General features: G+C 33.1%; 16 protein-coding genes. 6 read left to right on the top strand and 10 right to left on the bottom strand.

Annotated features, from left to right (window positions below; all coding sequences use genetic code 11):
• Positions 1-26 precede the first annotated feature (26 nt).
• The 3 genes from LO744_RS18975 (at position 27) to LO744_RS18965 (ending at position 3553) form a co-directional block, all read left to right on the top strand.
• Positions 27-2615, top strand: coding sequence for a putative LPS assembly protein LptD (locus LO744_RS18975; protein ID WP_230672217.1), 2589 nt, complete (start codon positions 27-29; stop codon positions 2613-2615).
• Between the two features lie 105 nt (positions 2616-2720).
• Positions 2721-3101 (top strand): RidA family protein, encoded by a 381-nt coding sequence (locus LO744_RS18970; protein ID WP_066679870.1) that lies wholly within the window; start codon positions 2721-2723, stop codon positions 3099-3101.
• On the top strand, positions 3101-3553 hold the full coding sequence (locus LO744_RS18965; RefSeq protein WP_230672215.1) for a hypothetical protein: 453 nt from the start codon (positions 3101-3103) through the stop codon (positions 3551-3553). Before LO744_RS18970 ends, LO744_RS18965 begins: the two co-directional genes overlap by 1 nt.
• A 73-nt stretch (positions 3554-3626) precedes the next feature.
• On the opposite strand, the gene LO744_RS18960 is transcribed toward LO744_RS18965, so the two are convergent.
• Positions 3627-5159, bottom strand: coding sequence for a trypsin-like peptidase domain-containing protein (locus LO744_RS18960; RefSeq protein ID WP_230672213.1), 1533 nt, complete (start codon positions 5157-5159; stop codon positions 3627-3629).
• Between the two features lie 292 nt (positions 5160-5451).
• Here LO744_RS18960 and trhO point away from each other — a divergent pair, with 292 nt between their 5' ends.
• Positions 5452-6807: an oxygen-dependent tRNA uridine(34) hydroxylase TrhO gene (trhO, locus tag LO744_RS18955; protein WP_230672211.1), complete on the top strand. Its 1356-nt coding sequence runs from the start codon at positions 5452-5454 to the stop codon at positions 6805-6807.
• Between the two features lie 318 nt (positions 6808-7125).
• Positions 7126-7701 carry a 5-formyltetrahydrofolate cyclo-ligase gene (locus LO744_RS18950; RefSeq protein ID WP_230672209.1) on the top strand — a complete coding sequence of 192 codons (576 nt, stop codon included), beginning with the start codon at positions 7126-7128 and terminating at the stop codon, positions 7699-7701.
• Here the strand turns inward: LO744_RS18950 and LO744_RS18945 are convergent.
• The gene (locus LO744_RS18945) at positions 7650-8231 is read right to left on the bottom strand and encodes a hypothetical protein (RefSeq protein ID WP_230672207.1); all 582 of its coding nucleotides are present in this window, start codon (positions 8229-8231) and stop codon (positions 7650-7652) included. The genes LO744_RS18950 and LO744_RS18945 overlap by 52 nt on opposite strands.
• Positions 8215-9381, bottom strand: a complete 1167-nt coding sequence (locus LO744_RS18940; protein WP_230672204.1) for a hypothetical protein — start codon at positions 9379-9381, stop codon at positions 8215-8217. The genes LO744_RS18945 and LO744_RS18940 overlap by 17 nt, the downstream gene beginning before the upstream one ends.
• Positions 9382-9565: 184 nt before the next feature.
• Here LO744_RS18940 and LO744_RS18935 point away from each other — a divergent pair, with 184 nt between their 5' ends.
• A complete protein-coding gene (locus LO744_RS18935) occupies positions 9566-9793 on the top strand; it encodes a hypothetical protein (protein ID WP_230672203.1) in 228 nt (75 codons plus the stop codon).
• Between the two features lie 75 nt (positions 9794-9868).
• Here LO744_RS18935 and LO744_RS18930 read toward each other — a convergent pair whose 3' ends face one another.
• The 7 genes from LO744_RS18930 to LO744_RS18900 all read right to left on the bottom strand — a co-directional run bounded on the left by LO744_RS18930 (position 9869) and on the right by LO744_RS18900 (position 16685).
• Positions 9869-10636, bottom strand: a complete 768-nt coding sequence (locus LO744_RS18930; protein ID WP_230672201.1) for a TrmH family RNA methyltransferase — start codon at positions 10634-10636, stop codon at positions 9869-9871.
• A 77-nt stretch (positions 10637-10713) separates the two neighbouring features.
• On the bottom strand, positions 10714-11505 hold the full coding sequence (locus LO744_RS18925; protein WP_230672199.1) for a hypothetical protein: 792 nt from the start codon (positions 11503-11505) through the stop codon (positions 10714-10716).
• A 118-nt stretch (positions 11506-11623) separates the two neighbouring features.
• Positions 11624-13135, bottom strand: coding sequence for a DNA recombination protein RmuC (gene rmuC / locus LO744_RS18920; protein ID WP_230672196.1), 1512 nt, complete (start codon positions 13133-13135; stop codon positions 11624-11626).
• 304 nt (positions 13136-13439) lie between these two features.
• Positions 13440-14195, bottom strand: coding sequence for a DUF5995 family protein (locus tag LO744_RS18915; protein WP_230672194.1), 756 nt, complete (start codon positions 14193-14195; stop codon positions 13440-13442).
• Between the two features lie 60 nt (positions 14196-14255).
• Complete coding sequence (locus LO744_RS18910; RefSeq protein WP_230672192.1) at positions 14256-14771, bottom strand: YciI family protein; 516 nt, start codon at positions 14769-14771, stop codon at positions 14256-14258.
• A gap of 162 nt (positions 14772-14933) precedes the next feature.
• A complete protein-coding gene (pncB, locus tag LO744_RS18905; RefSeq protein WP_230672190.1) occupies positions 14934-16112 on the bottom strand; it encodes a nicotinate phosphoribosyltransferase in 1179 nt (392 codons plus the stop codon).
• A 96-nt stretch (positions 16113-16208) separates the two neighbouring features.
• Positions 16209-16685, bottom strand: a complete 477-nt coding sequence (locus tag LO744_RS18900; RefSeq protein WP_230672188.1) for a Dps family protein — start codon at positions 16683-16685, stop codon at positions 16209-16211.
• Positions 16686-16779: the final 94 nt, after the last annotated feature.

Below are 16779 nucleotides of genomic sequence, written 5' to 3'. Positions count from 1 at the left end.
TTTGAGCCAAATTATACAAAACAAAATTGGACAAAACCGTCTTCAAAAATATATTACAATTTTTAATTATCCTAATTTTTAACAGTTTTTTAGCACAGAACAGTCCTAAAAAAGTAATTAAAGCTACGGTAATTAATGATACTATTTCCAAAAAGGATACCATAGTTGCGCCGAAAGAATCTTTACAAGCCGTAGTAGACTACAAGGCAGATGATATCCGTAGAGATGTACCTAAGAGAATGATTTATCTGAATAAAAATGCTCAGGTAAAATATCAGGATATGCAGATAGATGCAGATTATATCTCTATCGATGAAGAGCGAAGCTTAATTTTTGCCCGCGGAAAATTAGATTCTTTAGGGAAAGTATTTGAACTTGCTAAAGTCGATCAAGGAGGTAAGAAATACGAAGTTGAAAGCTTTAATTATAATACCAAAACCAGAGAAGCAATTGCTTACAATGCAAGAACTGAGGAAAGTGAGGGTTTAATTGTTGCTGAGAAAACGAAAAAGTACAACGATTCAGTTTTCGTCATGCGACATGCTGAATTTACGACGGATTCTTACTACATCGATAAAAAAGATACAAGACCCGATTATCACCTTTTGGCATCTTACATCAAAATGCAGAAAGGAAAAAACAGTTCGTCTTTAATTTTAGGTCCGGCACAAATGTACATTGAAGATGTTCCGATGCCTTTAATTTTACCGTTTGCTATTTTACCGTTTTCCAGCAAAAGATCTGCCGGGATTTTGATACCAAGTTTTGGAGAAAGAGAAGATGTAGGTTTTTTCCTGAATGGAATAGGGTATTATCAACCGATTGGGGAGCACTTCGACTTAAAAGTTTTAGCTGATATCTATACAAAAGGAAGCTGGACGATAAGGCCGGAAATGAATTATCTAAAAAAATACAGATATTCAGGGAATTTCTCAGCAGATATCGGAAATACGGTCCGAGGAATTAAAGGACTTGATAATTACAGCAAAACAGGAACATACAGAATTGCGTGGAGGCATACTCAAGATACAAAAGCAAATCCGTTTCTGACGTTTTCTGCATCGGTAGATGTAACGAGTCAGACGTTCTATAATAACACAGTGAATAATAATTATATTATGGATCAGAGTGTATTGAGAACTCAACAGAATTCTACATTAACACTTACCAAAAGATTCCTGAAGCTTCCGGCAACGATAACTGGTACAGCTTCCTATTCCCAAAATTTTGCGACAGGCTTAGCAGATTTACGTCTACCACAGATGAATGTGGCGATTAATCAGTTTTTTTTATTTAAATCTAAAACCGGAATAAGAACTGGGCTGTTAGAAAACATTACCGTAAATACAGGCTTGAATTTATCAAATTTTGTAAGTACAGGAGAAGGAGAGTTGTTTACCAACGCAATGTGGGATAAAATGCAAACCGGATTAAAAAATAATATTGCATTAGGTACCAACACTACTTTTGCAAAGTATTTTACTTTCAGTTTGGGTGCTACAATTGATAATGCTTTAACGACGAAAACGCTTACCCGATTTTATGATCCAATACAGAATAAAGAGGTTGATCAAATTAATAAGCAGATTGCAGGATATAGTACTTTTTCTACAACAGTAAGTGTACAGACTCAATTGTATGGGCAGGCAAATTTCAAAAAAGGATCTACAATACAGGCGATACGTCATATGATGACGCCAAGTATCGGTTTTTCTTACTCACCAGATTTTGGAGGAGAGCAATTCGGTTATTTCAAAAATTTCTATAACGCTAATGGAGCTTTAACGCCGTATTCTATCTTTGATAAAGGAATTGTAGGATCACCTACTACAGGTATGGTCGGAGCTTTAAACTATAGCATCGGTAATAACATCGAAATGAAAGTGAAGTCTAAAAGTGACTCTACTGGAGTGAAAAAAATGAAGATTTTTGAATCTTTAAATGTAAGCGGAAACTACAATTTTGCGGCAAAAAGCCATCCCTTTTCAATTATTTCTGTAAGTGGACAGTCTTCTTTCTTTGATAATAAACTAAGTGTAAATACGAGCTTAGCGATTGAACCGTATAAGATTTTATTTGCTCCGGGATCAGATAGCGGAATTAGAACGGAAGATTTTGGATCATTTAGCATACAAGGTTTCAACGTGCAGCTTTCTTACCCGTTGAGCAGCGAATTGTTTGGGGAGAAAAAAGATTACGCCAAAACATATTCCCAAAAAGGAGAAATCAGAAATGAAAATTATTTCTTTGATGATGACAACTACGCCCATTTTGATCAAGCATGGACGCTAAATGTGAATGCCAATTACCAATACTCAAGAAACCTAACAAGAACAGCTAATAAAATGGCATCTATTGGTCTTGATGGGAGTGTGAAGCTTACTCCTTACTGGAATATCAATGGTAGTACGCACTATGACATGGTCTCAAAAGAATTGGCGTATACAAGAATTGGTTTCTCTAGAGATCAACGTAGTTTTACGATTAATTTTAACTGGGTACCTTTTGGTCAGTATAAAGTGTATGACTTCTTTATCGGTATTAAAGCAAATATATTAAGCGATGCATTGAAGTATAAAGACAGAAGTTTTACTCAACCTAATGCGCCTTTCTAAAGTCATATTGATTTTACAATATAAATTTTATCTTTGCACCCAAAATAAACTATATTCAAATCGTAAAGGATTTGGTATGATTTTTTAAAGTAAATAAATCTAAATATGAAAACAATCATCAACACAGTAAACGCTCCTGCAGCGATTGGTCCTTATTCTCAAGCAAATCTTGCCAACGGAGTTTTGTATATTTCGGGTCAGATTCCGGTAGATCCTGCAACAGGTAAGCTGGTAGAAGGAATAGAAAAGGAAACACATCAGGTAATGAAAAACCTTGAGGCAATCCTTACAGAAGCAGGTATGACGTTTAAAAATGTTGTTAAGGCAAGTATTTTCCTTAAGAGCATGGATGATTTTGCGGTAATGAATGATATTTATGCATCTTATCTTGATGCTGAAAGCTTCCCGGCACGTGAAACGGTACAGGTTTCTTGTTTGCCAAAAAATGTTGATATCGAAATTTCTATGATTGCACATCAGGATTAATGAATTTTATAAGAAATACATTTGCAGTTTTGGTGGGCCTTGCTATTGCAGGGCTTATTATCACTCTTGGTATAAGGGCTTTTCCAAAGTGGGTTACCTTTGATGCGTTTGCTCCGTTTGAGCATTGGCAGAGATTTTTAGAAAGCATGAAAAATAATGATGCCTTCTTTGGCTTTTTGCTTTTTATTTCAGGGTTAGGAACTACAGTAGGTGGGGTTGTTACTGCTATGATTGTAAAATATGCAAAAGTGGCTTATGCAATTCTTATTGGTTTCATCATGCTTTTTATTGCAATGCTTGATGTAATTATTCTTCCTTATCATCCTACATTTTATAAAATTTCTATTTTCCTCGTCTTTTTTCCATTTGCATGGATGGGCGGTAAGATTGTAGAAGTCATTTATGAAAGAAATAAAAAGAAAAGAATTGCTGAAAAAATGAATAAAAAGTAATCTTTTAAAACATAAAAAAACGCTGCAGATTTTAAAGTCTGCAGCGTTTTTGTTTATCAGTTGTTTACTTGTATTAAGGCATTTTAAATCCTCTTGTGTAATTTCTACCGTAGTCGTCCATGTATTTTATTTGAACGGTTCCAGAGAATTTACCTAAAATACTTTCTACGTCTTTCTGAGCATTTACAGGTTTACCATTAATTTCTGTAATGATGTAGTTGTCTACTATTCCTGCTTTTGCCATTTCGCTTCCTTCAATCACATTTTTTGCAACAATTCCGCTGGTAAGACCATAGTAAGACTTCGTTCTATCGTCTAAACTTTGGAATTCTGCACCTATTTTTTCAGTCACTGTTAAATCGGCTTTTGTTCTTGTAGAAGTTCCACCTTTTTGGTCTTTTAATGTAACTGTTGAGGTAATGTCTTTTCCATTTCTTGTGTAGGTTACTTGTACTTTATCACCAGGTCTTTTACTTCCGATTGCAATAGATAAATCTGCAAAATCGGTAATCGCATAAGTGTCTATTTTGGTAATAATATCTCCTACTTTCATTCCTGCATCTTGGGCAGCGCTATTGTCAGGAAGACCTGTAACGTAAACTCCCGAACCAGTTTTTATATTGGTTTTCTTTTCTTTGTTGTAAAAAGCAACTTGTTGGTCATTAGATAAGTCTAAAGAATTTACCCCTAAGAAACCTCTCTGTACGATACCAAATTTCTTAATATCCTCGATAATTTTTCTTGCTAAGTTCGAAGGAACAGCAAATCCGTATCCTTGGTAATATCCGTTTGTAGATGAAATTGCAGAGTTGATTCCTATCAAATCTCCATTTACATTCACCAATGCTCCTCCCGAGTTTCCTGGGTTAATAGCCGCATCTGTTTGGATGAAACTTTCAATAGGGTTGGTTGCTTTTCCTTGTCCACTCAAAATTCCTATTCCTCTTCCTTTGGCAGAAATAATCCCTGCAGTAACGGTAGAGTTTAATCCAAGAGGGTTACCTACAGCTAAAACCCATTGTCCAACTTCAACGTTGTCAGAATTTGCAAAATTTAAAAATGGAAGTCCTTTTTCTTCGATTTTTAATAATGAAATATCGGTATTGGGGTCAGTGCCCACCAAAGTTGCGATATAAGATTTTTTGTTGCTTAAAACAACTTCAAGCTTATTGGCTCCCGCCACAACGTGGTTGTTTGAAATGATATATCCGTCTGGAGAAATAATTACTCCCGATCCTAACCCAGAAGGAATGTTGTCTGGCGTTTGCTGTTGCTGCTGTCTCTGTCTTTGCTGGCCTTTTCCACCAAATGGATCTCCAAAAAAGAAATCAAACAAATCTTGATCAGATGCTCTGCTCGATGCTCTGTTTTGATAATTTTTGATGGTGACTACAGCCGGAACTGTCGTTTTCGATGCTTTCACAAAATCATCACCCACATTTGCAGTATTCATTCCTACAAAAGATGCATTAGTAGATTTTGTGAAATAAGATTGATCACTGTTATTAGAATCGTGACCTAAATATTGTTGTACGCCAACGGTAGTCGCTCCTGAGAGGATTCCCACAAAGGCAAATGGTAAAAGTTTTTTAAAAGTACTCTTCATTTTATGTCTTCTTTTTTTAATTTATACTATTGTTGAACACAAATTTAATGTTAAATAAGTATGCAATTATTATGCTGTGTTACTGTTTTAACTAAAATTTAACGGGTATTGTGTCATTTTATACCTTACGTCATAATTCTTCGGGTATTATTAACAAAGCTTAAGAATTTATTAAAAAAAATACTGACATTTTTACATTCTAATAGACTTTGTGATAAGTATCACTTTGATAAACTCGCCGAAAAATTCTTATCTTTGCAAAAATAAATTTCTCACTTAAACCGTTTATAGCATGCAACTGTACAACACCTTAAGCGCAGAAGAAAGAGCTCAACTTATTGATGAGGCCGGTAAGCAACGTCTTACATTATCTTTCTATGCGTATGCCAAAATTGAAAATCCTAAAAAATTTCGCGATGACTTATTTATAGCCTGGAATGCACTCGATGCATTAGGTCGTATCTATGTTGCGCATGAAGGTATTAATGCTCAGATGAGTATTCCAGCTGATTATTTGGAAGATTTTCGAAATACGCTTGAGGTGTATGATTTTATGAAAGGAATCCGTCTTAATGTTGCTGTGGAGCAAGACAATCATTCTTTTTTAAAATTAACCATTAAGGTGCGACATAAAATTGTTGCTGACGGTCTTCATGATGAAACTTTTGATGTAACTAATAAAGGAATACATTTAAAAGCACAAGAATTCAACGATTTGTTGGGTGATCCCAATACAATTGTGGTAGATTTTAGAAATCATTACGAAAGTGAAGTAGGGCATTTCGAGGGTGCAATTACTCCCGATGTAGAAAACTTCAGAGAAAGTTTGCCAATTATCAATGATCAGTTACAAGATTTTAAAGAAGATAAAAATCTTTTGATGTATTGTACCGGTGGAATTCGTTGTGAAAAAGCCAGTGCTTATTTTAAACACCAAGGTTTTAAAAATGTCTATCAGTTAGAAGGCGGAATTATTGAATATACCCGTCAAATTAAAGAAGATAATATTGAAAGTAAATTCATTGGTAAAAACTTTGTGTTTGACCATCGCTTAGGTGAAAGAATTACCGACGATATTATTTCTCAGTGTCACCAATGTGGAAAACCGTGTGATAACCATACCAATTGTGCCAATGATGCCTGTCATTTGTTGTTTATACAATGTGATGACTGTAAAACCGCGATGGAAAACTGTTGCTCTACTGAATGTTTAGAAATAACCCATTTACCGGTTGAAGAACAGGTTGTCTTAAGAAGAGGATTGCAGGTTGGCAATAAAGTATTCAGAAAAGGAAAATCTGATGCTTTAACTTTTAAAAATTCAGGAGATTTACCCAATAAACCTTTAGCAAAAGTTGAGGCTAAAAATATTCGTCAGAAAATTGCTGTTAAAAAATCATTGCTTGGGAAAGCAGAGCATTACTATACAAAATCAAAAATTGCTCAGTTTTTACTTGAAAATGGCGAAGTCGCTGTAGGAGATAAGGTTTTAATTTCTGGTCCTACTACAGGCGAGCAAGAAATTACGATTACTGAAATATTTGTTGATGGAAACTCTTGTGAAGCAGGAAAAATAGGTGATCAGATAACTTTTGAGCTACCGTTCAGAGTTCGTTTGTCAGATAAAATATATAAAATTTTAGGATAATCAATCTTCATATTGATAATCATATAAAAGTTGTGTTCTCTAAAGGCACAACTTTTTTTGTGAAATAAAACTCCATTATAAAACTCCGGAAGAGTTGTATCTGCTTAGAAAAATGTAAATAGTGTTGTGTTTTTGATAGTAAATGCTAACATCTTATTTAGCAAAATGCTTAAAGCGAAGTTCAACTTAACGATTCTAAACTCCTTAATAAAATCTTAATGGTTCAAAAAAAATCAAATGAATACTCATATTTGTAAATATTAAACCAATCAATCAGAATGTCTAATCATCCAATATTTTATTTTTATAAATTTGAAAATGAAAAAATCAGAAATCAGAAAAGCATATCTTGAAAAAAGAAAAAGCCTGTCACAAGATGAGGTTTCCCTTTTGTCTGAAAAGATTTTTGCAAATTTCATCAATTATTTTAAACCGATTTCAGAACAGAAGGTTCATATTTTTATTCCGATTGAGAAGTTTAAAGAAATGAATACTCAGATTTTTATTGATTACTTCTTAGACCGAAACATTAAAGTCTATGTTCCTAAGATTGTTGATACAAAACTTATTTCTGTGGAAATTTCTTCTGATACTGAATTTGAAACCAATAATTGGGGAATCTCTGAGCCTCTTTCAAGTGAAGATTCTGGGGTTTTAGATTTTGATTTCGTCATCACACCTTTGCTTTATTGTGACCATAAAGGAAATAGAGTAGGCTATGGAAAGGGATTTTATGATGAATTTTTTAATAATATTTCAAAAGATTCAAAAAAAATCGGAGTTAATTATTTTAACCCCGATGATATAATTGATGATATCTGGGAAAATGATATTCCCTTAGATTATCTTGTAACGCCTACCGATGTGCTGTCTTTTTTAAGCAAATCTGAGTAGAATTTAATAAAATAAAACTTAAATTCTTTATTTTTTTCGGTGGCTTTAGAGACCAGTGTATATTGTGCACTTCTTTCAAAATTTCCAATCGATTTATTTTTGTCGCCAATATATTCTACATTAAATTTTGCGAAATCTAAAGTATCTTTATCATTAATTTTCTTGAAAACATTGATGTTGCTTACTTTTACCTTCTTTACTTTTAGGCTTTCAAGTTCCTTAAAAAGTCCCTGAAAAGTCGTAGAGTCAGATTTCTGAAAATATTTCTCAATTTTCGAGTAAATAGCGGTGTCGATTTCGGTTTTTTTATTTCCCGAAAGATAAAGAGTCGACAGATCAAGCACATCTTGTACTTTTTGCAAAGTAATAGCATTAATCGCTTGTGTGCTGTCCATCAAAACATTGATATTGTTTGTGTTTCTTAGTTTTTCAAGGTCGCTTACGCTGTTGTTTTCTTCTTTTTTTGTGCAGGCAATCATGATGACGCCAAGAAGTATCGTTAAAAACAAAAAGTTATTTATTGTTTTCATGGTTTGAGATTTTAAATTTGATAGATACTATTTTTCCTTTGTCTTTTTTCATTTCAATAACGTTCAGATTTTTTAGAGAAGTTGTGGGGGTCGTTACCAAAGTAATATAATCCTGCTTATCTAATGTTTCAAGACCGTAAATATCACTGTCGTAAACCTGCGTTATTGTAGCGGTGTTGCTGATGAGATTTTCCAGCTGTTTTCTTTTCTGTTTGATGAGTTGCTCAGAGTTGTCTCCGTTAATGTCTTTTATAGAGAAGTAATAGAGCGCCATTTTATAATCATCCGGCTTTAGTTCTATTGTTTCTTCTTCAGGAGCATTTTCAAGATTTCTGTTGACTTCAAGGTCTTCATAAACGGTAGAGCTGATTTGCATTTTCAGAGTTTTGTCCTTTGTGGGATAGATGAAACATTCTCCAGGTTTAATTCTGTATAAAATTGGAGATTCGTTTTCTTTAATAACTTTAATTTCAATATCACGTTGAACATTTAGATTTCTGTCGGCGTCTGTAAAACAATACACATACGTTTTTTGAAAAATTTCATCCTTAAAACCTAAAAGTCCCAACAAAATAACAAAAACGAATGTTGCGGCTATCCAAGCGATTCTTTGATAGCTCTTTTTTAATGGTTTTATTTCTGTTTTTGGCGTAAGCTCAGAAATAGGTTGTTTTTTTTCAATTAATTGATTATCAGTATTATTTTCTTGTAAAACGGTGTTTTCTTTATCGTTGAACTCTAATTTTTTAGGTTCTTCTTCGGTTTTAGGTAAGTTTAATGCACTAGAGACTGTTTTTTCTAATTCTTTCAGTTCGTCATCACTTAAATCCTTTTCATCACTTAATAATTCTCCTGCAAAAAGATGGTTCTTTTTAAAGTCGTACCATGAGTCGTAACCCGCATAAATACTCAATAAATTAAGCATGTCGATACGTGGTAATTTTGATACGGGAGAAGATTTAAAATAAGTGTAAAAAGACTTTTCACTGATGTTACCTTTGGCTTTTTTCCTAAGGTCTTCCTGAAAATATATAATATCAATACCCTTCCACTTAGATATTTCATCATAAGAAGGGGTGTATTCTTTCAAATATTGAGCTTGAACGTCCTTTTTGAGCTGCTCAAAATGTAAGAGGTCTAAATCTGTCACTTTATAGTAAAGTAGTTAAGTTGTTGATTTTCAGTTTTATTAATTTGTAAAACTATTTTACAAAGTTATTACAATTATTTTTCATAAACAAATTTCACATCTGCTATACCTTTGTCTTGTTCAAATAACCGAACAGAGAAAAAGATTTAAAAAACAATATTAACAAAATTAAATTTAATTTATTATGAAAAAGTCATTATTCGTAGCTGCTATCGCTGCAATCTCTTTAGTTGCTTGTAAAAAAGGTGAAGCTACAACTGGAGCTGACTCTGCTAACGCTACTGCTGATTCTGCTGTTGCTGCTATTGATTCTACTGCAGGTGCTGCTACAGATTCAATCTCTAAAGTTGCTGATTCAGCTACTAAAGCGATCGATTCTACTGCTAAAGTTGCTGCTCCAGCTGCACACTAATCAGTTACGATTAAAAGATAAAAGAACCGTTTCGCTTAGCGAGACGGTTTTTTTATGTCTAATAATTTTAAAGCTTTAAGATTTCTTTTGTCTTAATGCTTCATAGCAGGTAATTGCAACTGCATTGCTTAGATTTAATGAGTCAATACTTCCGGTCATCGGTATTAGTGTGTTTTGACCTTTACCCAACCAGAAATCGCTTAATCCGGAATGTTCAGTGCCAAATAAAACGGCAGAACGTTTTGTGAAATCTCGCACAAACATATCTTTGGAAGTTTCATCCATAATAGTTGTGTAGATATTAAAATTGTTTTTCTGTAAAAATTCAAAGACTTCATTGTTTTCAGCCTGAAAAACGTCCATTCCAAAAAGACAACCTACACTTGATCGAATAACATTTGGATTGTAAAAATCTGTTTTTCCGTCAGCCACAATAAGCGCGTCAATTCCAAAAGCTTCACAGCTTCTTAAAATCGCTCCTAAATTTCCTGGTTTTTCAACACCCTCAACGATAATTACGGTTGAGTTTTCTTTTGGCTTAAAGCTTTTTAAATCTGCTTCTTTGGTTTTGTAAACGCCAATGATTCCTTCAGAGCTGCCGCGGTAAGCAATTTTTTCGTAGACTTTATCACTTACCAAATGAATTTTTTCTTTAGGTGTACTTCCTTTGAAAATATTTTCACAGATATAAAATTCCACAGCTTCAAAATCATATTTCAGAGCTCTTTCATTTTCCTGTTGTCCTTCAACGACAAATACTTCCGATTTTTTGCGAAAACGGTTGTCTGTAAGAAGTTTTGTGATGTGTTTTATCTTTTCGTTTTGGAAACTTTCGATTAGCATGATTTATCAATTATGATACAAAAATACTTTTTTAAAAATGATTTATCAAGAATTCCCAAATTGTCTGAAATTTAGATTTATTTATCAAAAAAAGTTCTGGTCGTTAATCTGTCCATTTCACCTCCTGAATATTGTTCTTTTCTTTGCCAGTTGTTGTATGAATTATAGTTTTTGTATTCCGTTTTCGATGCAAATTCTTTTTGAATTTCTAAAACAAGTTGATATTTGTCATTATAAGCGTATTCTGTTATCATCGGGTTTGGTGATATTATATTTTCGTACCATTCCATTTTAGTAAGAAGTTTATTATTGTAATGATAAATAATCCGTTCACCTACAACACCATTTTTGATATGCTTGTAAAGAGTTACTTTTTTATCTTGATTGTATTGATATTCACTCTCGGATTCTTTAGATTTTTCTTTCACCAAATTGCCGTTAGAATCATATTCAAGAACTGTTTTATTAATCGTTTTGCCGCTGTATTCTGAAATTAGTGACGACTCTGCTAATTGATTATTTCGGTAGATGTTTTTGTATTTCAAATGGCTTATTCTACCATCTTCTTCGATTGCGACACTGACCATATTTCCATAATTATCAAGTTCCTTACGGAATGTCATATTTGAATTTTTAAAATGATGGATGGTGTGACTTTCTATATTATTTCCGTTTGAGTCAAACGTGTCGTTTGTGGTTGAATTCAATGTGTCATTCACAAAATATTTTATGTTACCATGAGTTATTATACCATTTTTTAGCTCAAAAATTTGTAACACTTCAAGTGTTTTTTTGCCCATTTTTAAAATAAAAATACTGTCAATGATTTTGGATGTTTTCGGATTGAGATTAATTTCTTTAGGTAGCATATCATTCTTTTTGAGTTTTGATTGCTGTTTTTGTCCGCAAGAAATATTGAAAAATAAAATAGCTATAATGCCGGTGAGAATTTTAAATTTAGTTTGTAGTTTTACCATAGAATTGAGCTTAGTCGTTGATAATGTTTTGCGAATCTGTTTCAGAATGGTTGATAATACTTTGTGGAAGCTCTTTTTTATTTTTGATTCCTAAAGATTTCAGTTTTTGTGTCTGAATAATTAGGTTGTCATTTCCTGTATATAACTGTTTGTAGGCGTCGTTGTAGACATTTTTGGCTAAGTCTAAATTTTTACCCACCTTTTCAAGATTTTCTACAAAACCAGCAAATTTATCATAGAGCTTAGCGCCACGATCTGCAATTTCCATAGAATTTCTATTTTGATATTCTCTTTTCCAAAGATCAGCAATCAGTTTTAAGGATGTAATCAGATTGCTAGGATTTAAAAGTAAAATTCTTTTCTCGTAAGCGAAATTCCAAAGATTTTGATCAGCTTGCATGGCGGCAATATAGGCTGGCTCGCTCGGAATAAACATCATCACAAAGTCTAACGATTTTCCGTAATCGTCATATGCTTTTTGACTCAATTGACTAATGTGAGTTTTGATAGAAGATAGATGTTGATTGACTTTGATTTGATAAATGTCGGCATCGGTTTCATCTACGAGTTCTGTGAAAGCGGTCAAAGAAACTTTAGAGTCGATGATTACATTTCTTTCGTCAGGATATTTTACCACTGCATCAGGGCGCATTTTTTTACCGGAAAATTCTGAAAATAAAGCTTTGTTGTCTTCGTCTTTGAGTTCATGCTCCAGGAAATACTCTCTTCCTTTTACCAAACCAGATTTTTCTAGAATACTTTCCAAAATCATTTCGCCCCAATTTCCCTGGGTTTTACTTTCGCCTTTCAGAGCTTTGGTGAGCTTTTTAGCATCTTCAGAAATTTGCTGATTAAGTTGAGCTAATTCTTTTACTTTTTCAGCGAGTGAAAAGCGTTCTTTATTTTCCTTTTCATACGCTTCATTGACTTTATTTTTCAAATCATTGATTTTTTCCTGAAAAGGTTCAAGAATATTTTTAAGATTATGCTGATTAACGGCAGTGAATTTTTCTGTTTTTTCTTCTAAAATCTTGTTGGCTAAATTTTCAAACTGCAGCTTTCCTTCTTCCTGAATTTTTTTAACTTCTTCTTTTTGAGTTTCTAAAGATTTTTGTAAGCCTTCATTTTGAGCAGATAATTCTGAGTTTTTTGCATATAAATGTTGCTTTTCATTTAAAATCAATTCAATTTGAGCATTTTGTTTTTGATTTGAAAGCTTCTGTTCATCACATTGAGTTTGAAGAAAAGTGTTTTCTGCAGAGATTTTTGAAAATTCGTTTTTAAGGTCATTTGACAAATCAGATTGTTCAAGATTTATGTCTTTTTGAATATTAATCTGTTGATTTAAATCCTCAATTTTAGCGTTAGAATTTTCTAAATCAGCTTTACTTTTGATATGTAAGTGATTCATTTCATCATAAGAATTTCTAGAAACCATCGTAGATTTCAATACAAAATAAATAATGACAGCACCGATAATTCCTCCTGCAAAACATCCAATAATTAGATAAGTGATTTCCATAGTTCAAAATTACAATTTTTTGTAAATTTTCCCAATCGAGATGTTATTTAAATTATATTTGATTTTTATTTCAAACACTCAATAATTACTATAATGATAATGTTAATTGGCCTTTCAGCCTTTTATTTTTTGCAATCGCAAGTGTGATTATTTACACAGCAGGATTTTATTTTGCCCTTAAAAATAAATTAGGAATTCTAGGTTTTCTTACAATTTTGTTTTTTCCTTTAGTTGGTTCTTTAGGGATTATTTTATATTCATTGAATCGTAAAGCTTTGACGGATTAAAAACGCTAGTCAAAATGTTAGCTTATTTTTGTTTTTTCTAAAATTTCAATATTTTTCACCACATCACTGCTTTCACATTTTTTCAATTCTTTAGCGAGTGTTGAAGAAAGTAACTTAGGATTTAAAATCTGTGAAGCAACTTTTGCAGCAGCATAATCAACAATATTGATGACAGATTCTTTCAGAAAGTTAGGCGTATTTGATGAAATAACCGCAGTTGCCCATGATGTATCTCTTGCTTTTGAGATGGCAAAATCTAAAATCACATTGTCTTTTCCATTAGAAAGTTTGTCGATAAGGTTTACAGGATAGCAAATTTTATTTAAAGAATCCTGAACATTTTGATTGATGGATGCGATGACCGAATTAATTCTTTCAAAATCAGTTTTTAAAGGATTAATTTTTCGATAAGGCATAATCGATGCGGCAGAAATTCCTAAATCTAAATTAATGTGAGCATTTATCCCGAGAAAAATATGTTGTAGAATCAAAAGGTCTTTATTTTTTGACGCTTCAAAGGCTAGATACCACGAGTTGGAACATTTGTTTCCCTTGTTATAATTTTCCCACGCTTCTAGATATCTTGTTGCAAAAGCAATATCAAGCAAAATCATCCTTGGATTATCTTCAAATTTTTTCTGCTGAATTCCTTTTAAAACCTGTGCGGTCATCATTTTGTAGGTACATGCAAAATATCCAATTGGGCTTTTGTTTTTTTTAGCCCAAATAATAATTTCGTCTAATTTTTTCAGGACTTCTTCTATGGTTTTCATCTGGTTTAGTTTTAATTAAATATAAGAAAAAACCTCGCTGAGTTTGCGAGGTTTAGATATTTAAGGATTTTCTTTCGAAATTTCTTCATGATGTTTCAAATACAAAGGCAAAGCTGCAGAACCATACCAAGAAAATATTTCATAACTGAAAATTCCGGCAGCAACTGCTGGGTCGGTCTTTACCCAAGATTCGGCTTCTTCTTTTGATTTTGTATTGAAAATAAACATTCCGCGGTAATTTTCTTTATTCTTTTCTAAGAACGGACCGGCTACAACAATTTTTCCTTCATCTGCGAGCTTGCCGATGTTGGTCATGTGGCCTTTCATCAGTTCTGCTTTTTTATCTTTATCATCAATTTTTGCTGTTCCGGTGGTGAGCATTACGATGGTGTAAGCTTTCATACCGTATTTATCTGCGCCTAATGAATCTGCCAGTTTTTGGTTGTAGATACTTTTTGAATCAGCAGAAGGGCTATTTTTGCCGGGAGTTCCGGGTTTTCCATCTTCGCCTTTTGTGTAGACAAAACAAGAAGTCGAAGAAAATGTGATTACAATAAGAAGTAATAAATTTTTCATGGTGAATATTTTTTTTAAACCCTAACAAGTTTTCAAAATCTGATAAGATTTGATTTAAGTATTAAAAAATATTTAATAGGGATGAATTACTGATTGTCATAATTTTGCTTAATCCCTAATCCCTAATCCCTAATCCCTAATCCCTAATCCCTAATCCCTAACTTAATCTTTAATCCTCAAAAACTCTTTTGCAAGCTCAATCATTTTAGGGTCTCCTGTATATTTTCCATGTTCGTCGGAAAGTTTTACTGTAGGAATCCATTCTTTGTTGAGAGATTGTACGCCGATGAGTTTCATAACAATGTTCATAGGTTTTAAACCTACATCATTGGTGAGATTGGTGCCTATTCCAAAAGAAACACCTATTTTTCCTTTGCAATAATTGGTGATTTCTTCTACTTTTTCAAGATTTAAAGCATCCGAAAAAATGATGTATTTAAATAAAGGATTAATTCCGTGACGTTTATAATGAGCAATTGTTTTGTCGGCAAATTCTAACGCATCACCACTGTCATGACGCACTCCGTCGAAAAGTTTTGCAAATTTTTTATCAAACTGCTGGAAGAAAACATCTGTTGTATAAGTGTCAGAAAGAGCTACTCCTAAATCACCACGATATACATCAACCCAGTGTTCAAGCGCTAATTCGTTGGCCATTTTAAATCCAAACTCGGCTCCGTGAAACATAAACCATTCGTGAGCATGGGTTCCAATAGGTTTTACTCCATATTTCATGGCAAAATGTACATTCGAACTTCCTATGAAAGTTGAATCTTTTTTCTGAGTTAAAGCTTCCATCACAAGATTCTGTACTTTATAAGAATGTCTTCTTCTTGTTCCAAATTCTGCGAAGTTAACACCCAATTTGTTTAAGGAATCTGCTTTTTCCAAGGTTTTGGCCATTACGACTTCATTGGAGTCTCTTTCCATGTGATTCATCTCGTAATGGAGCTCGCTAATCAAAGCTAATAAAGGAACTTCCCAAAGAATCGTACGGTACCAAAGTCCTTCAACGGTTACTGACAGGTCGTTTCCGGTCTGTAAGATTTTTACTTCAGAAGGGTCGTAATGGTAACCTTCAAGAAAATCAAGATAGGGTAAGTCTAAGTAAGGACAGGTTTGAGCTAAAAACTTTTTTTCATCTTTAGTTAACTTAAGTTCTGCCATTTTATTGACAACCTCTCTTAAAGCATGGTCAAATCCTTCAGGGAAATGATGTTTTCCGCGGTTGATAAATTCATATTTTACAGTCTGTCTCGGGAAGAGTTGTACCACGGCATTTTGCATGGTAATTTTATAGAAATCGTTGTCTAGAATGGAGTTGAACGTCATATTTTGCATATTGTGTAATTTTAACACAAATTTAGTTTATTTAAAATAAAAATCGTCTAAATGTAAGACGATTTTTTAAATATTGTAATGATTTTTATTCTGTTTTTACTTCCCTAAATAAGAATTGTACATCCAGACTTCTTTTTCCTGCTCGGTAATATAGTCGCTCATTTGAGAGTTGGTACCTTCGTCGCCGGCTTTATCTGTGATGTCTAAAAGTTCTCTTTGTAAATCGATAACCACTTTAAAAGAATTTAGAATAATTTCTACACTTTTATTACCGTCGGTTACTTCTTTGCTTTCTTTAATGGTAGAAACTTTAAGGTAATCTGAGTAGTTATGCGCCGGAGTGGCTCCTAACGTCAGTATACGCTCTGCAATTTCGTCTATTTTTAGAACTAAACTATTATAGAGCTCTTCAAACTTAGGGTGTAAGGTGAAAAATTGTTCACCTTTAATGTTCCAGTGAGAGCCTCTTGTATTCTGATAAAAGACAGAATAGTTGGCAAGTAATATATTAAGTTTTTCTGCAATGTTTTGGCAGTCGGTTTCTTTTAAACCGATAATATTAGCATTTTTCATAAGTTTATTTTTTGATATCTCTAAGTTAAGGAAATATTGTGCCATTAGACTGCTTTTTGCGATAGATGTTGGCTATGTGTAAATTTTTGAAATA

Origin of the sequence: Chryseobacterium turcicum, assembly GCF_021010565.1 — a bacterium.
Lineage (GTDB): Bacteria > Bacteroidota > Bacteroidia > Flavobacteriales > Weeksellaceae > Chryseobacterium > Chryseobacterium turcicum.
Note: the sequence above shows the minus strand (reverse complement) of the source record. Positions and strands in the feature narration are given on the sequence as shown.